Origin of the sequence: Streptomyces sp. NPDC059567 (assembly GCF_042735655.1) — a bacterium.
GTDB lineage: Bacteria > Actinomycetota > Actinomycetes > Streptomycetales > Streptomycetaceae > Streptomyces.
The window spans coordinates 24,190-39,715 of the sequence record NZ_JBHWBS010000073.1 but is presented as its reverse complement, the minus strand read 5'-3'; the positions used below and the strand labels follow the sequence as shown (position 1 = coordinate 39,715).

Genomic DNA, 15,526 nt, shown 5'->3' with positions numbered 1-15,526 from the left:
AACAGATATCCAAGGACCACAAGAACAACGACGACGACACCCGCGACCGCCTCGCCCGCCAACGCAAGCAAGACGACGGCAAAGACGGCAAGGACCGCGGCGGGCCGAACAGCAAGGGCCCGCGCACCGACGGACACCTGAAGCCGGACTCCCTGAAGGACACCAAGTCCGACCCGCGCGGCAAGGGCGTCGAGATGGGCGACCGCACCTGCGAGGGCGACCCCGTCGACATCGCCTCCGGTGAGATGACTCTGGAGCAGGTCGACCTGTCCCTCGCCGGCGTCCTGCCCCTGGTCCTGCGCCGCACCCACCTCTCGACCTACCGCCACGGTCATTGGTTCGGGCCCAGTTGGGCCTCCACGCTCGACGAGCGGATGGAGCTCGACCCTTCGGGCCAGGGTGCCTTCTGGGCCCGCGAGGACGGATCGATCCTCTGGTTCCCGGCGCTCCCCGGCCCCGGGGCCGTGGATCCGGTCCTTGCCGTGGAGGGTCCCCGGTTGGCCCTCCGCCACGGCGGCGAGGAGAACGGGGAGATCACGTACCTCGTCACCGACCCGCGCACCGGTGTGACCCGTACCTTCACCGGCAGCCCGTACCGCGAGTCCTCCGCGTACTGGCTCACCGCGATCGAGGACCGTACCCACAACCGGATCACCATCTCCCGCCGCGGCGACGGCACGCCCACCGCGGTGTCCCACTCCGGTGGCTACCTGGCGACGATCGCGTCCGAGGACGGCAGGCTGCGCGAGCTCGCCCTGCGCGCTCCCGAGGGCCCTCGGACGGTGATGCGCTACGGCTACGACGAGCTGGGCCGACTCACCGAGGTCGTCAACTCCTCGGACCTGCCGCTGCGCTTCGGCTACGACCCGGACGGCCGCATCACCTCGTGGACCGACCGCAACGGCTCCACGTTCCGGTACGTGTACGACGCCGACGGCCGCGTCGCCCGCACGATCGGTCCGGACGGCTACCTGTCGTCGACGTTCTCCTACGACGTCCATCCCGCCACCGGCGACCGGATGACCCGCTTCACGGACTCCACCGGCGCGTCCAAGGTCTACGTCCTCAACGGCCATCTCCAGGTCGTGTCCGTGACGGACTCGCTGGGCAACACGGTCCGTCAGACGTGGGACCGCTACGACCGGCTGCTGTCCCGCACCGATCCGGCCGGCCGGACCACCACGTACAGCCACGACGAGCGCGGCAACCTCACCGGCATCGCGCACCCGGACGGCACCTCGGCCGGCGTCGAGTACAACGAGCAGAACCAGATCACGGTCGTCACCGGTCCGGACGGTTCGGTGTCCCGACAGGAGTACGACGAGGACGGCAACCCGGTCCTGTTCACCCGCCCCAACGGGACGACGACCCGGCTCACCTACGACGCGCGTGGCCGCCTCACCGGCGTCGACGACTCGCTGGGCGCCGTGGACCGGGTGGAGAACGACCCGGCGGGCCTCCCGCTCGCGGTGCGTGGCCAGCACGGCGGGGTCACCCGCTACGTCCGCGACGCCTTCGGCCGACCCGTGCGGATCACCGACCCACGGGGCCACAGCACCGAACTGGAGTGGACCGTCGAGGGCCTGCTCGCCCGGCGGACCGACCCCGACGGGGCCACCCAGGCCTGGTCGTACGACGGCGAGGGCAACTGCGTCCTGCACACCGACGCCATGGGCGGCGAGACCCGCTTCGAATACACCCACTTCGACCTGGTCTCCGCCCGGACGACACCGGACGGAGCACGCCACGAGTTCGCCCACGACACCGAACTGCGCATCACGCGCGTCACGAACCCGCAGGGGCTCACCTGGTCCTACACCTACGACCAGGCCGGCCTGCTGACCGCGGAGACCGACTTCGACGGACGCTCGCTCAGCTACACCCACGACGCCCTCGGACGGCTCGCGTCACGGACCAACGGGGCGGGGCAGACGGTCCGTTACGAGCGGGACGCCGACGGACGGCTGGTCCTGAAGGACGCCGACGGTGCGATCACCCGCTTCACCTACGACGCCCACGGCCACCTGGCCGGTGCCAGTGGCCCCGACACGGAGCTGACGTACCTCCGCGACATCTCGGGCCGGGTGCTCCAGGAGACGGTCGACGGCCGGAGCCTCACTCACACGTACGACGAGGTCGGCCGTCGCGTCCGCCGCACCACGCCCTCCGGAGCGGTCAGCTCCTGGTCGTACCCGGCGGACTCCCACGCCCGCCTGGACACCTCGGGCTACCAGGTCGACTTCGAGTTCGACGAGACCGGCCGGGAGCTCACCCGGCGCGTCGGCACGACGCTCACCATGGACCACGTCTACGACGCCGTGGGCCGACTCACCGGGCAGCACATCCGGGGCGCCGGAGCGCGGACCGTCCAGGAGCGGACGTACGCCTATCGCCCGGACGGCCACCTCACCGCCGTCGACGACCGCCTGGCCGGCCGCCGGCAGCTCGAACTGACCGGAGAGGGACGGGTCACCGGCGTCACGGCCGAGAACTGGACCGAGCGGTACGCCTACGACGAGGCCGGCAACCAGACGCATGCCTCCTGGCCCGGCGCCGGGACGGCCGAAGGCTCCCGGGAGTACGCGGGCACCCGCATCGGCCGGGCCGGCGCGATCCGTTACGAGCACGACGCGCAGGGCCGCGTGGTGCTGCGCCAGAAGGCCCGGCTCTCCCGAAAGCCGGACACCTGGCGCTACGACTGGGACGCCGAGGACCGGCTGATCGCGGTCACCACCCCGGACGGCACCCGCTGGCGGTACCTGTACGACGCGCTGGGCCGCCGGGTCGCCAAACGGCGGCTCGCGGACGACGGGGTCACGGTCGTCGAGGAGACCCTCTTCACCTGGGACGGCGACGCCCTCTGCGAGCAGACGACCCGCGTCCCGGGCACGGCGGAGAGCGTCGCGCTCACCTGGGACCACGACGGCCCCAAGCCGATCGCCCAGGTCGAGCGCCGGTTCCTGGACAGCGCGGAGGTCGACCGTCGCTTCTTCGCGATCGTCACGGACCTGGTCGGCACCCCGCGCGAACTCGTCGACGAGTCCGGCGACATCGCCTGGCGCACCCGCGCCACCCTGTGGGGCACCACCACCTGGAACCGCGACGCCACCGCGTACACCCCGCTGCGCTTCCCCGGCCAGTACTTCGACCCCGAGTCCCAGCTCCACTACAACCGCCACCGCCACTACGACCCCGCCTCGGGCCGCTACGTCTCCCCGGACCCCTTGGGCCTGGTCCCGGCACCGAACGCGGTGGCGTACGTGGAGAACCCGACGCGGTGGATCGACCCGCTGGGGCTGGCGGGTTGCCCGCACACGGGTGCGAACAAGCCCCGGCACAGTGTCGTCCTCGGGCCGAACCGGCCACCTACATATGCGTCGAATGAGCTGGCCCGGTATCTGCGCAACGACCCCAGTGATCCGGATCACGACCCGAACCGGGAGAGGGATCCGGGAGCGCACACGTACAACGGCGACGACTACAAGTACGGCACGCCGCCGGATTGGATGACCAATGTCGGTGCCGCGGTGGGCGACCGGGAAACGACTCTGTCCATCACGTTGGACGGTATGCCGAACAGTCGCGGAGAGGTCGGCAATTGGAACACTCCGGAAACCATCGTGGAGGCCTTCCGGGAAGCGGCGGTGTTCGGTGCCCAGTTCAACAATAGGCATGAGGACAACTATCCGCCCGCGGGTGTGGGCGGAACTGCGTGGGAGATGAGCCTGGTCGCCATGGCGGTGCGGCAGTATGACGGGGACACGGCCTGGAGGGAGGCGGAGGAGGACCGCCTCGGCCGCCCCTGGGAGGAGATCCACTGGTACTCGAACAATGAGAGGATCGAGGTTCCCAAGCCGGATATCCCGGAAATCAAGCCCGACCTTTCGAAGCTTCCGAAGCACTTGAGGTGAGAGCAAGGCCATGACGGACAACGGTGACGCACGGAATGCCGCGGAGATCGTGGCCGAGGAATGGCGATATCTCCTCGGAGGGGATCAGGACCTGATCGACGTGGAGACCGTCCGCGCGGCTCATGCACAGCCACGGCTGCGACAGCTCTTCCCCTTGGTCAGTCACGGAGTCATGTACTTCAGTGGCTGCACCGGAATGCCGGCCGTCCACGTCGGCGGCCAGGTCTACCCGCGAGGAGACGACGGACGGTTCTGGGTACGCGGCCCCAAGGGCGTGGGGACCCTTGGCAGGGCGGAGACCCTGGAGGAGGCGTTCGAGCTGGTTGTTCGCTTTTTGCCCGATGACAGCGGCCCCGCTGTCCTAGGATCGGCCAAGGGCCTCTGACCGACAGCGAGAGGACCTCCATGGGCCCGCGTGAGGCCGGGGAGATCGTGGCCACGGAATGGCAGCGGATCCTCCAGCTGAGCGCACGACACATCGATCCCGCGATCCCGCATGCGACTCACGCGCATCCCAGTCTGCGCGAGTTGTTTCCGATGGTCAGCCACGGAGCGCTGTACCTCAGCCGGTGCACGCAATACCCATGGACCCACGACGTGGCTGCCCTGTTCCCTCGTCCCGGCGGATTCCATGTGTTCCGGCACTCGGACCAGAAGGTGCTCGGCGAACCGGACACCGTGGAGGAAGCCGTCGGGCTCATCGTGGCCAACCTGCCCGACGACTGCGGGCCGGCCATCGACGGAACCCCGGACGACCTGTGACGGACAGCGGTCGCGACACTCCCGTGTGCCCGGCGGTCAGTCGGGTGCCGGCACCGTCCGGCCGCCCGTCCGCAAGGACAGAAGAGGGACGACGAGCACGAGCGCGGCAAGGGCGGCGAAGCCGTAGGTGAGGGTGGAGGCCGTGGCGACCGCGGCGACGAGGAGCGGGCCTCCGGCATCGCCGAGTTCGCGGCCGAGTTCGGCCGAGCCCATGGTCTGGCCCATCCGCTCCTCGGGCGTGCCGCTGGCGAGCGCCGTGAAGCCGAGCGGGGTGATCAGCCCCGAGCCCGCCCCGACGAGGACCGCCGCGGTGAGGACGCCCGGCATGCCGGGCAGCATCGCGCAGAGGAGGCCGACGGCCGTGAGGCCGAGACCGGTGGCGAGCCCGCCCCGTACGGTGATGCGCCCGGCGTCCAGGGCGCGTCCCGCGTACGGCTGGACGACTGCGGCGGACGCGGCCAGGACGGAGACGGCCGCTCCGGTGGCCACGGTGCCGAGTCCAGCGGCGGCTCCCGAGACGGGCAGGAACCCCACGCCGACCGAGAGGGCGGCGGTGGCCGCGGCCAGGGCCGCGGTGGGCGCGAGGAAGGAGCGGTCGGCCAGGCGGCGTGCCAGGTCGGCGAGGGTCTGCCGCTGCTTGGGCAGCGGCGGTACGGCGGGTACGGCCACCGCGGCCCACACGGCGACGGCGAGACCGAGCACGGCGAGGACGGTGAACAGCAGGCGCAGCCCACCCGCCCAGACCAGGAGGCCGCCCAGGAGGGGCCCGAGGGTGTAGCCGATGGACTTGTGGAAGCCGTAACTGCCGAAGGCGCGACCGCGCTTGGCGGCCGGATTGAGGCGGGCGACGAGCGCGGAGGCCGAGGGGGAGAACGCGGAGGCGGCGGCGCCCTGGCCGAGCCGCGCGGCCCACAGCCACCCTGGACTGTCGGCGATCGCGTACAGCGCGGAGGCGGCGGCGAACGCGATCAGGCCGCCGAGCAACACGGGCTTGGCTCCGATACGGTCGGCCAGCGAGCCGAAGACGGGCTTGAGGACGACCTCGGCGCCGTCGTACAGGGCGAGCAGGCCACCGAGGACGAGCAGTGAGGTGACGGCGTCGTCGGAGAAGCCGCCGAGGTTGGCCGCGATGCCGTGGGCGCCGAACGCGGTGGTGAATCCGGCCGCGTACAGGGGCCACATGGACCGCTTCGGCGCGGGGGCCTGGCCGGTGGCGCGGGGGGCGGCGCTCATGCCTGGTCCACCTGACTGCCGTGCAGGGCGGCGAGGACGCGCTCGGCGTAGTCCTCGCAGACCGCCACGCACTGCTTGAGGCGCTCGGCGGCCCGGGGAGCCGCGGGGGCGCCGAAGACGTCGCGGGCCGTCAGGTCCCGGTGCCAGCGGCGCAGCCGCTCCAGGCTCTGCTCTTCCTCCTCCAGCTCGGCGAGGGTGAACTTGCCGATCCGGGTCTCCTTGGCGATCTCTTCCTCGAACTTGCCGCAGTCGGCGAGGAATTCGGCCCAGTCGGCGCTACGGGCCGCCGTGAACATCGCCTCGAACCCCGACGCGTCCTCGTCCGAGAGCCCGGCCGCCCGCAGGGTCACGGCCCGGCCGCCTGCGGTGTTCGTCAGATCGACGGCGCGCCGCACACCGTCGGCGAAGACGGGCACGTCCGGTACCGCCCAGACGCCCTGCCCCAAGGAGAGCGCACCGGCCTTGCGCAGCTCGCGCCAGACCGCCACGCGGTGCCGGGACGGATCGGCGGGCACCTTGAGGACGAGGACCAGCCACGCCATGTGCGGATCGTCGACAGTCACAGCCGGGAACGTAGCAGCCGTTACAACCAGCGCTGTGCGAGCCGGCTCTCCCTCCCGTGCACCCGCAAGGATGAGCGCCGCGGTGTCCTCGGCTCCGCCTGCGGCCGCGGCGCCGCCGGTCGGCGGACAGTGATCGCACCATTCGACGATCACTCCGAGCAGGGAGCCAGATGGGCACTGACCTGGTCCTTCGATGCCGCCGGGCGCTGGCCGCACTCGCGCTGGCGACGACCGGCGCGCTGTGGGTGCCGGCCCCCACCCCCTCGATGGCCGCCGTGCACGCGCCCACCGGCTCCTCGGCCTCGGCGCCGTCGGCATCCGCGAGCACCCTCGCCGGCCCCCTCGCGAACGCCCCCGCCGGCGCCCCTGCCTTCGACCCGGCGCCCGCCCGGGCGAGCCTGGAGCGCCTGCTGTCCTCCCGGGCCGCGCAGTTCACCCTGCTGGCGGTCGAGCGGCCGGCCTCCGGCGACTTCTTCACGGTCTCCGGGACGCCCGGAGCGATCCGTGTGCAGGGCACTTCGCCGGCCACGCTGCTCAGGGGAGTGGGCTGGTATCTGGAGCGGATCGCCGGGGTCGACATCGGGTGGCCCGGCGACAGCCTCGGCCGGCTCCCCGCCACGCTCCCCGCGGTCACCGGCACCGTCACCCGCTCGGCGACCGTGCCCCACCGCTACGCCCTGAACGACACCGACGAGGGCTACTCCGGCGCCTACCGCGACTTCGCCTCGTACCGGCACCAGATCGATCTGATGGCGCTGCACGGCGTGAACGAGGTCTTCGTCCCGACCGGGGCCGAGTACCCCTACTACCGGGCCCTCCAGCAGTTCGGCTACAGCGCGGCGGAGTTGCGCGAGTGGATCCCGGGCCCGGCCCATCAGGCCTGGTGGCTGCTGCAGAACGTGTCGGGCTTCGCGGGCCCGGTCTCCACGCGGTTGATCGAGGCCCGTGCCGCGCTGGGGCGCCGGATCGCGGGCCACCTGCGGTCACTGGGGATGACGCCGGTGCTGCCGGGCTTCTTCGGCACGGTGCCACCGGACTTCGCCGCCCGGAACCCGGGCGCGGTGACCGTCCCGCAGGGCAGGTGGGTGGGGTTCGACCGCCCCGACTGGCTGGATCCGACCGGACCGGTCTTCGACCGGCTGGCCGCCGCCTACTACCGCGCCCAGCAGCGGCAGTTCGGCGACAGCGACATGTTCAAGATGGATCTGCTGCACGAGGGCGGCACCCCGGGACCCGTCGACGTCCCGAGCGCGGCCGGCGCCGTCCAACGGGCCCTGGAAACGGCGCATCCCGGCGCCACCTGGGTCATGCTCGGCTGGCAGTCGAACCCGACCGCGACCCTCCTGAGCGGCGTGGACCGCGGCAGGGTGCTGATCGTCGACGGCCTCTCCGACCGCTACGACGGCCTCGACCGCGAGACGCAGTGGGGTGGTACGCCGTACGCCTTCGGTTCGATCCCCAACTTCGGCGGCCACACCAGTCTCGGCGCCAACACCGGCGCGTGGGTGAGCCGTTTCCACGCGTGGCTGGCCAAGCCGAACAGCGCGCTGCGCGGCATCGCCTACCTCCCGGAGGGCACCGGTGGGAACCCCGCCGCCTTCGGCCTCTTCACCGAACTGGCCTGGCAGCCCGACCCGATCGACCAGAAGGCGTGGTTCGCCGGGTACGCCGCCCGGCGCTACGGCGGCGCCGACCCGCATGCGGCCGCCGCGTGGGAGCAGCTGCGCCAAGGCCCGTACAGCGCGCGTACCGGTACGTGGAGCGAGCCGCAGGACAGCCTCTTCGCCGCGCGGCCGAGTCTGACGGCGACGAAGGCGGCGCGGTGGAGTCCGAGCGCCATGCGGTACGGCGCGGCCACGGTGGAGCGGGCGCTCGCGGAGCTGCTCCAGGTGGCACCCGAACTGCGGACCACCGACGCGTACCGCTTCGATCTCGTGGACGTGGCGCGGCAGGCGCTCACCAACCGCAGCCGCGTCCTTCTGCCGCGCATCAGGGCGGCGTACGAAGCCAAGGATCCGGAGGGTTTCCGGGCGCTGGTGCGCGAGTGGAACGCCGACGAGGAGCTGCTCGGGCGTCTGGTCGGCTCCGACCGGCGCTTCCTGCTCGGTCCGTGGCTCGCCGATGCCCGCTCCTGGGGCGCCGATCCCGCCGAGCGGGACCGGCTGGAGTACGACGCCCGCTCGATCCTGACCACGTGGGGCGACCGGGTGCCGAGTGAGACGGGCGGCCTGCGCGACTACGCCAATCGCGAGTGGGCGGGGCTGGTCCAGGACGTCTACGCGCCGCGCTGGGCGGCGTACTTCGCGAGCCTCGACACGGCGCTGGTGAACGGCACCGATCCGGTCGCGATCGACTGGTTCGCGAGCGACGACGCCTGGGCCCGCGGACACCGGGCCTACGCGACGGCGCCCGTCGGTGACCCCGTCGTTCTGGCGGGCGAGGTACAGGCCGCACTGGCAATGCCGTCCAACGCTGAACGTTTCGGGGCGCCCGCTCGTACTGACTCCTGACAGGGTGATCGCCTCGATGTGATCGAAAGGCAAGGGGAGCACATGAGTGGAGTGGCACGCCGGACGGTGGTCTCGGCAGCGGGCGGCGCGGGCCTGGTGGCCGTACTCACCGCATGCGGCGCGGACGGCGACTCGGGTGGCGGTGGCGCGGCGGCCCCCGCGAAGGAGCCGGGCGCGCCCTTGGCGAAGACCGCGGACATCCCGGTGGGCGGCGGCAAGGTGCTGGACGGTCAGGGGGTGGTGATCACCCAGCCGAAGGCCGGTGAGTTCAAGGCGTTCTCGTCCAAGTGCACCCATCAGGGGTGCGCCGTCAGCAAGGTCGCCGACGGGGTCATCACGTGCCCGTGCCACCAGAGCCTGTTCGACGCGTCGGACGGCAGTGTGAAGGGCGGTCCCGCCACGTCCCCGCTGCCGCCGACCCCGATCAAGGTCGAGGGGGACTCGATCACGCTCGCGTGACGCGCCGGGGGCTCTTCCAGCAGCCCAGCACCTCCTCGGTGGTGGCGATGGTGGAGACGAGCGCGAGCGTGTGACGGATCATCGCGGGGGTGTAGTCGGCCGGCACCCCCGCGATGGCGTCGCCGGGTACGACCACGGTGTAGCCGAGGTTGACCGCGTCGAAGACGGCGTTGGGGATGGCCACGTTGGCGGAGACGCCGGTGACGACGAGGGTGCGGCAGCCGAGGTTGCGCAGCAGCGGGTCGACGTCGGTCCCCGCGAGGGGCGACAGCCCGTGCAGCCGTCGCACGATCAGGTCCTGGTCGGCGACCTCGATCGGATCGGCGATCCGGACGGCGGTGCTGCCGCTGTGCTGCTGTACGGGGAGTCGGGCGGCGGCGCGGAAGAGCCGGGCGTTGCTGTTGGCGCCGCGGCCGTCCGGCCGGCGCTCGGCGACCGCGTGCACCACCTGCACATCGGCCTCGTGCGCGGCGGCGACCAGTCGGGCGACGTTCTGGAGGGCGCCCGACGCGCGGGCGGAGGTGGCGAGTTCGGGCAGCGCGCTGTGCCGCCCCACGACGCCCTCCTGGCATTCGACGGTGAGCAGCACCGTGGCTGCCGGGTCGAGCTGCTCCTGGAGCTGTGCCCACTGCTGTGTGCCGGTCATGGTCCCCCCTGCGTCGCACTCCGGGCGGGCGAGGTTAGCCACCCTTGCCCCAGGAGGGAAGAGCCCTCATGATTTCTGACACTCCATCAGAATCTTAGAAGGGGGCGGACGATGGCCGTCGCACAGCGCCGGGGACGCCGGATCATGATGACCCCGGCCGAGCTGGACACCTTCCTGACCGAGCAGCGCACCTGCCGGGTGGCGACCGTCTCGGCCGACGGCCGCCCGCATGTCGGCGCGCTCTGGTTCGTCTGGGACGGGACCTCGCTCTGGCTCTACTCGATCACCCGGAGCCGCCGCTGGGCCGAGCTGCGCGCGGACCCCCGGATCGCGGTGGTGGTGGACGACGGGGAGGAGTACGGAGAGCTGCGGGGCGCCGAGCTGTCCGGCACGGCGGTCTTCGTCGGCGAGGCCCCGCGCACCGGCGAACCGTGCCCCGAACTCGACGTTCCCGAACGGCTCTTCGCCGCGAAGAACTTCGGCCTTGACGCGATGCCGCACGACGGCCGCCACGCCTGGCTGAAGCTGACGCCGGACGCGGTGGCGTCGTGGGACTTCCGGAAGCTGGCGACGCTCTGAGGGGGCGCGGTCCCGCGCTCGCTCTGCGGGGCGCGGGACCGTGCCCGGCCTGAAGGGGCGCGGTCCGGCGCTCGGCCGCTCTCGTCCCGTCTCTGCCTCGCGTCAGCTGCTCAGGGGCTCCCCCGCGCTCCGGAGCGCCTCGACCGCCGCCCGGATCGAGGGCCGCCGGTCGGCGTCGGTGCGCCAGGTCGCGTAGATGTGCCGGCGCATCTTCTGCCGTACGGGGACGAACGCGACCCCCTCCGGGGTCGGACCCCGCCCGAGCCGCGGCGTGACACAGACACCGAACCCCGCGGCGACCAGCGCGAGCTGGGTGTGGTGCTCCGCCGCGAAGTGGGCGATGCGCGGCTCCATGCCCTGCGAGCGCAGGGTGAACATCAGCCAGTCGTGACAGAACTCGCCCTCCGGCCAGGAGACCCACTCCTCGTCGCCGAAGTCCACGAGGTCCACTTCGTCGCGCGCGGCGAGCGGGTGGTGGGCCGGCATGGCGACGTCCGCGGCGTCGTCGAGGAGATGGGCCCGCTCCAGCCCGCCGGGCACGGGTGCTCGCTTGTTGCTCCAGTCGAGGACGATGGCGAGGTCGGCATCGCCGCGCAGCACCTCGCGGATGCTCTGCTCGGGCTCCAGCTCGGCGGTCCTCACCCGCAGCTCGGGATGGGCGGTGCGCAGCGCGACGAGGGCGCCGGGCAGCAGCCCGCGCGCGACCGTGGGGAAGGCCGCGATGCGGACCTCTCCCACGACCTGTCCGCGCTGCGCCTCGATGTCGGCCTGCGCGACCTCGACCTGGGAGAGGATGCGCGCGGCGTGCTCGGCGAGGAGCAGTCCGGCGTCGGTGAGCCGCACGCCCCGGCCGTTCTTGGCGAGCAGCTGTTGGCCGATCTCCCGCTCCAGCTTGGACAGCTGCTGCGAGACGGCCGAGGTGGTGACGTGCAGTCCGTCGGCGGCTCCGCTGACGGAGCCGTGCCGTGCGACGGCGTCCAGGGTCCGCAAGCGCTCCAGGTTCAACATGTAAGCAATGCTAAGGGAACGGATTCAATTAGTCTCGCTTGTTCTACGAGATGGCAGCCGTCACTCTGGATCCCATGACGGTCGATTGGCGGATTCGCTTCGGTGTGCTGGCCCTGATCTGGGGCTTCAGCTTCCTCTTCATCAAGGTCGGTACGGAGGGGTTCGCACCGTTCCAGGTGACCTTCGGCCGTCTCCTGTTCGGTACGGCGGTACTGGCCGTCGCCATGCTGCTCAAGCGCGAGCGCTTGCCGCGCGGTCGCCGGACGTGGCTTCACCTGACGGTCGCCGCGTTCCTGCTGAACGCCCTGCCGTTCTCGCTCTTCTCGTACGCGGAGCTGACGATCCCCTCGACGCTGGCGGGCATCTGCAACGCCACGACGCCGCTGTGGGGCATGGTCCTGTCGCTCGTGGCGCTCTCGGAGGACCGTCCGACGCGGGTGCGGGCGGCGGGTCTGGGCATCGGGTTCATCGGCGTGCTGACGGTGCTCGGCGTCTGGCAGGGCTTCTCGGGCCTGGACGTCACGGGCACGATGCTGGCGCTGCTCGCCTCGTTCAGCTACGCGGTGGGCTGGATCTACGTCCGCCGCACGCTGACGGGCACGGGAGCGTCGAACCTCTCCCTCGCCGGGTCCCAGGTGGGCCTGGCGACGCTGCAGCTGGCGGTGGTGACGCCCCTGTTCACCTCGCTTCCGTCGTCGATCGAGATCGTTCCGCTGCTCGCGGTGATCGCCCTGGGGGTGCTGGGCACGGGGTACGCGATGCTGCTGCAGTACGGCGTGGTCTCCGAGGTGGGCCCGACCACGGCGGCGATGGTCACGTACTTCATCCCGGTCATCGCCACGGCGGCGGGCGTCGCCCTCCTGGACGAGCAGCTGAGCTGGAACACCCCGGTGGGCGCCGTCATCGTCCTGGCAGGCGCGGCCCTCACCCAGACCCGTCCCCGCTCCGGCCGAAGCGTCGTCCGCGCGGCCGCCACGCCGCCCAAGCCGGCCGTTCCCGAGCCGGCGGCCACGGCAAGCCGCCCGTAAGGCACCGCACGTGACCCGGACCGGCGGAGTCCGGGCCTTCTGCCCGTCAGCCGTAACTCCGTGCCGGCGCCGGGCCCACCGCTCCCGCGACCGCGTCGGCCAGGGCCTCGACGTCGGCGGGGGTCAGGCCGGAGACGGTCAGCCGGACGGCCGGGCCCGCCGCCAGACGGAAGCGGGCGCCCGGGGCCGCCGCCCAGCCCGCGCCGAGCAGTCGGGTCACCGCGCCCGTCTCGTCCGAGACCGGCACCCATACGTTCATCCCGCTCCGCCCGTGCGCCTCGACGCCCCGCCGCCGCAGCGCGCGCACGAGCCCGTCGCGCCGCTCCGCGTAGGAGCCCGCGACCGCCGCCGCGTCCACCGCGCCCGTCGCCCACAGGTGCGCCACGGTGCGCTGGAGCAGCCTGCTGACCCAACCCGGGCCGAGCCGCTGGCGCCCGAGGACCCGGTCGACGGTCTCCGCGTCGCCGGTGAACGCGGCGATCCGCAGATCCGGCCCGTACGCCTTGGCCACCGAGCGCACGAAGGCCCAGTGACGGGTCACCCCCGCCAGCGGATGCAGCGGCAGATCGACGATGCCGTGGCCGTGGTCGTCCTCGACGAGCAGCACGTCCGGATGGTCGGCGAGGAGCCGGCGCAAGGCGGCGGCGCGGGTCGCGCCGATGGCCGCACCGGTCGGGTTCTGCGCGCGGTCGGTGACGATCACCGCACGTACGCCCTCCCGCAGCGCCCCCGCCACCGCCTCCGGCAGCGGCCCCTCGTCGTCGACGGCCATCGGGACCGCCCGCAGGCCGAGCGCCGGAACGAGGTCGAGCAGGCTCCCCCAGCCCGGGTCCTCGACGGCGACGGCGTCCCCCGCCCTGAGGTGGACGGCCAGCACCCGTTCGATGGCGTCGAGCGACCCGGAGGCGACCGCGATCGGACCGTCGGGGACACCGTCGGCGTCCAGCGCGGCCCGCGCGAGCCGGGCGAACCCCTCGTCGACGGGGGCCTCCGCGTACATGCCGGGCCGCTCGGCCTCGCGCCGCGCCGCCTCGGCGAGCGCCTCACCCAGCGGGGGCAGCAGGGCCGGGTCCGGATTGCCCTTGCCGACGTCCCGTACGCCTGCGGGGGCCTCCACCCGGATCGACCCGCGGGCCGTCGTCGCGGGCCTGGGCCGCACCCGACTGCCCCGCCGCCCGTCCGTCTCGATGACCCCGCGCTCCCGCAGGGTCCGGTACGCGGCCGCGACCGTGTTCGGGTTCACACCGAGCGTGGTCGCCAACTCCCGCATAGGCGGCAGCAGTTGACCGGCCTCCAGCGCCCCGTCCGCCACCCCGCGCTCGACACTGGCGGCGATCTCCGATGCGCGACGGCCTTCGATCCGATACTCTCCTAGCACAAAACAGATTATGCACTAGTGCAATGGAGAGCGCAATGACGGATTCCTACGAGCCGACCGAGCGGACCATCCCCACCCGCTCCCGCCACCGCGCCTCGTACGACCGTGCGGCGGTGCACTCGATACTCGACGAGGCGTACGTCTGCCACCTCGGCTTCGTCCGCGACGGCGCCCCCGTCGTGCTGCCGACGCTCTACGGCCGGATCGGCGACCGCCTCTACGTCCACGGCTCCACCGGCTCGCGCCCGCTCCGCATGGCGGGCACCGGCGGCGAAGAGGCCCCCGGCCTGCCCGTCTGCCTGACGGTGACCCACGTCGACGGTCTCGTCCTGGCCCGGTCCGCCTTCCACCACTCGATCAACTACCGCTCGGTCGTGGTCCACGGCACCGCCCACCAGGTCACCAACCCCGAGGAACTGCGCACCGCCCTCGACGCCCTGGTCGACCACGTCGTGCCGGGCCGCTCCCAGGACTCCCGCCCCGCCGACACCAAGGAGCTCGCGGCCACCGCCGTCCTGCGCCTCGACCTCGACGAGGTGTCCGCCAAGGTCCGCACCGGCGGCCCCAACGACGAGCCGGAGGACGCGAACCTCCCGCACTGGAGCGGTGTGATCCCCGTACGGAAGACGTACGGCGCGCCGATCCCGGCCGACGACCACGACCCGGCCATCGCCCTGCCCGCCTACCTCTCCGTCCTCTGAGGGCCGCGCCATGCTGATCCATCCCTGGGACGCCGCCCACGAGGACAGAGAGTGGCGCGACTGGCTGGCCCGCCACGACTTCGGCCAGCTCGCCGTCAACGGACTGCCCGGCGAGCCGCCGTGGGTGCAACCGATGCACTTCCGGTACGACTCCGAGCCCGGCCCGCACGGGCAGGTCCTGGCCCACCTCGCCCGCCCCAACCCGCTCTGGCGGGCCCTGGAGCAGAACCCCACGGTCCTGCTCAGCGTGGTCGACGACTACGCCTTCGTGCCCGGCCCGTGGGCGGCCCCGGAGGGCGCCCCGGCCGAGCACGGCACCCCCACGTCCTTCTACGCCGCGGTCCAGCTGCGCTGCACGGCGCACGTGGTCGACGACCCGGCGGAGAAGGCGGAGTCGCTGAACCGCCAGGTCGCCCACTTCCAGCCCGGGGGCGGCACCGACCCGGTCGCGCCGGGCGAGGCTCCCTTCGGCCGCCTCCTGTCGGGGCTGCGGGTGCTGCGCCTCGACGTGACGGAGGTCCGGGCCAAGTTCAAGTACGCGAACCACAAGCCGGAGCCGGTCCAGGACCGCATCGTGGAGGGCCTGACGTCGAGGGCGGGGCGAGGAGACGCCGAGGCGGCGGCACACCAGGTGCGTCGACGCCCGTAGGGGCGGGCCCGGGGGGCCACCCCCCCCCGCCCCCCCCCCCCCCCCCCCCCAGCCCGGGGGCCCCCCCCCCCCCCCCCCGCGGCCCCCCCCCCCCCCCCC

At 72.6% G+C, this 15,526-nt stretch carries 14 protein-coding genes; 9 read left to right on the top strand and 5 right to left on the bottom strand.

The window, feature by feature from the left end; genetic code table 11:
* From ACFVZW_RS26740 to ACFVZW_RS26730, 3 genes are all read left to right on the top strand, one after another.
* The coding region (locus tag ACFVZW_RS26740; RefSeq protein WP_384526109.1) for an RHS repeat-associated core domain-containing protein at nucleotides 1–3,911 on the top strand (3,911 nt) is incomplete at its 5' end.
* A 10-nt stretch (nucleotides 3,912–3,921) separates the two neighbouring features.
* Nucleotides 3,922–4,296 (top strand): DUF6193 family natural product biosynthesis protein, encoded by a 375-nt coding sequence (locus tag ACFVZW_RS26735; RefSeq protein ID WP_384526106.1) that lies wholly within the window; start codon nucleotides 3,922–3,924, stop codon nucleotides 4,294–4,296.
* Nucleotides 4,297–4,316: 20 nt separating this feature from the next.
* The gene (locus tag ACFVZW_RS26730) at nucleotides 4,317–4,673 is read left to right on the top strand and encodes a DUF6193 family natural product biosynthesis protein (RefSeq protein ID WP_384526103.1); all 357 of its coding nucleotides are present in this window, start codon (nucleotides 4,317–4,319) and stop codon (nucleotides 4,671–4,673) included.
* A 36-nt stretch (nucleotides 4,674–4,709) separates the two neighbouring features.
* Here the strand turns inward: ACFVZW_RS26730 and ACFVZW_RS26725 are convergent, their stop codons facing one another.
* Both ACFVZW_RS26725 and ACFVZW_RS26720 read right to left on the bottom strand, forming a co-directional pair.
* Nucleotides 4,710–5,906 carry an MFS transporter gene (locus tag ACFVZW_RS26725; protein ID WP_384526101.1) on the bottom strand — a complete coding sequence of 399 codons (1,197 nt, stop codon included), beginning with the start codon at nucleotides 5,904–5,906 and terminating at the stop codon, nucleotides 4,710–4,712.
* Nucleotides 5,903–6,469 carry a Chromate resistance protein ChrB gene (locus ACFVZW_RS26720; RefSeq protein ID WP_384526098.1) on the bottom strand — a complete coding sequence of 189 codons (567 nt, stop codon included), beginning with the start codon at nucleotides 6,467–6,469 and terminating at the stop codon, nucleotides 5,903–5,905. Before ACFVZW_RS26720 ends, ACFVZW_RS26725 begins: the two co-directional genes overlap by 4 nt.
* Before the next feature lie 170 nt (nucleotides 6,470–6,639).
* On the opposite strand from ACFVZW_RS26720, the gene ACFVZW_RS26715 reads away from it, so the two are divergent.
* Both ACFVZW_RS26715 and ACFVZW_RS26710 read left to right on the top strand, forming a co-directional pair.
* Nucleotides 6,640–8,979 carry an alpha-N-acetylglucosaminidase gene (locus ACFVZW_RS26715; protein WP_384526095.1) on the top strand — a complete coding sequence of 780 codons (2,340 nt, stop codon included), beginning with the start codon at nucleotides 6,640–6,642 and terminating at the stop codon, nucleotides 8,977–8,979.
* 42 nt (nucleotides 8,980–9,021) lie between these two features.
* Nucleotides 9,022–9,438: a Rieske (2Fe-2S) protein gene (locus ACFVZW_RS26710; RefSeq protein ID WP_384526092.1), complete on the top strand. Its 417-nt coding sequence runs from the start codon at nucleotides 9,022–9,024 to the stop codon at nucleotides 9,436–9,438.
* Here ACFVZW_RS26710 and ACFVZW_RS26705 read toward each other — a convergent pair.
* Nucleotides 9,425–10,084 carry a cysteine hydrolase gene (locus tag ACFVZW_RS26705; protein WP_384526089.1) on the bottom strand — a complete coding sequence of 220 codons (660 nt, stop codon included), beginning with the start codon at nucleotides 10,082–10,084 and terminating at the stop codon, nucleotides 9,425–9,427. The two genes, ACFVZW_RS26710 and ACFVZW_RS26705, sit on opposite strands and share 14 nt — an antisense overlap.
* A gap of 111 nt (nucleotides 10,085–10,195) precedes the next feature.
* On the opposite strand from ACFVZW_RS26705, the gene ACFVZW_RS26700 reads away from it, so the two are divergent.
* Nucleotides 10,196–10,663 carry a pyridoxamine 5'-phosphate oxidase family protein gene (locus ACFVZW_RS26700; protein ID WP_384526086.1) on the top strand — a complete coding sequence of 156 codons (468 nt, stop codon included), beginning with the start codon at nucleotides 10,196–10,198 and terminating at the stop codon, nucleotides 10,661–10,663.
* 102 nt (nucleotides 10,664–10,765) lie between these two features.
* Here ACFVZW_RS26700 and ACFVZW_RS26695 read toward each other — a convergent pair whose 3' ends face one another.
* The gene (locus tag ACFVZW_RS26695; protein WP_384526084.1) at nucleotides 10,766–11,671 is read right to left on the bottom strand and encodes a LysR family transcriptional regulator; all 906 of its coding nucleotides are present in this window, start codon (nucleotides 11,669–11,671) and stop codon (nucleotides 10,766–10,768) included.
* 74 nt (nucleotides 11,672–11,745) lie between these two features.
* On the opposite strand from ACFVZW_RS26695, the gene ACFVZW_RS26690 reads away from it, so the two are divergent.
* A complete protein-coding gene (locus tag ACFVZW_RS26690; protein ID WP_384526081.1) occupies nucleotides 11,746–12,699 on the top strand; it encodes a DMT family transporter in 954 nt (317 codons plus the stop codon).
* Nucleotides 12,700–12,745: 46 nt separating this feature from the next.
* On the opposite strand, the gene ACFVZW_RS26685 is transcribed toward ACFVZW_RS26690, so the two are convergent.
* On the bottom strand, nucleotides 12,746–14,077 hold the full coding sequence (locus tag ACFVZW_RS26685; protein ID WP_384526078.1) for an aminotransferase class I/II-fold pyridoxal phosphate-dependent enzyme: 1,332 nt from the start codon (nucleotides 14,075–14,077) through the stop codon (nucleotides 12,746–12,748).
* 35 nt (nucleotides 14,078–14,112) lie between these two features.
* Between ACFVZW_RS26685 and ACFVZW_RS26680 the strand changes: the two genes are divergently transcribed.
* Nucleotides 14,113–14,778 carry a pyridoxamine 5'-phosphate oxidase family protein gene (locus ACFVZW_RS26680; protein WP_384526075.1) on the top strand — a complete coding sequence of 222 codons (666 nt, stop codon included), beginning with the start codon at nucleotides 14,113–14,115 and terminating at the stop codon, nucleotides 14,776–14,778.
* A gap of 10 nt (nucleotides 14,779–14,788) precedes the next feature.
* The gene (locus ACFVZW_RS26675; RefSeq protein ID WP_384526072.1) at nucleotides 14,789–15,427 is read left to right on the top strand and encodes an FMN-binding negative transcriptional regulator; all 639 of its coding nucleotides are present in this window, start codon (nucleotides 14,789–14,791) and stop codon (nucleotides 15,425–15,427) included.
* Nucleotides 15,428–15,526 lie beyond the last annotated feature (99 nt).

Bases quoted from the DNA above. Each gene is read 5' to 3' on its own strand.
- ACFVZW_RS26705 (WP_384526089.1), bottom strand. From the start codon at position 10,084: ATGACCGGCACACAGCAGTGGGCACAGCTCCAGGAGCAGCTCGACCCG.
- ACFVZW_RS26710 (WP_384526092.1), top strand. From the start codon at position 9,022: ATGAGTGGAGTGGCACGCCGGACGGTGGTCTCGGCAGCGGGCGGCGCG.
- ACFVZW_RS26690 (WP_384526081.1), top strand. From the start codon at position 11,746: ATGACGGTCGATTGGCGGATTCGCTTCGGTGTGCTGGCCCTGATCTGG.
- ACFVZW_RS26675 (WP_384526072.1), top strand. From the start codon at position 14,789: ATGCTGATCCATCCCTGGGACGCCGCCCACGAGGACAGAGAGTGGCGC.
- ACFVZW_RS26735 (WP_384526106.1), top strand. From the start codon at position 3,922: ATGACGGACAACGGTGACGCACGGAATGCCGCGGAGATCGTGGCCGAG.
- ACFVZW_RS26680 (WP_384526075.1), top strand. From the start codon at position 14,113: ATGACGGATTCCTACGAGCCGACCGAGCGGACCATCCCCACCCGCTCC.
- ACFVZW_RS26725 (WP_384526101.1), bottom strand. From the start codon at position 5,906: ATGAGCGCCGCCCCCCGCGCCACCGGCCAGGCCCCCGCGCCGAAGCGG.
- ACFVZW_RS26730 (WP_384526103.1), top strand. From the start codon at position 4,317: ATGGGCCCGCGTGAGGCCGGGGAGATCGTGGCCACGGAATGGCAGCGG.
- ACFVZW_RS26700 (WP_384526086.1), top strand. From the start codon at position 10,196: ATGGCCGTCGCACAGCGCCGGGGACGCCGGATCATGATGACCCCGGCC.
- ACFVZW_RS26695 (WP_384526084.1), bottom strand. From the start codon at position 11,671: ATGTTGAACCTGGAGCGCTTGCGGACCCTGGACGCCGTCGCACGGCAC.
- ACFVZW_RS26715 (WP_384526095.1), top strand. From the start codon at position 6,640: ATGGGCACTGACCTGGTCCTTCGATGCCGCCGGGCGCTGGCCGCACTC.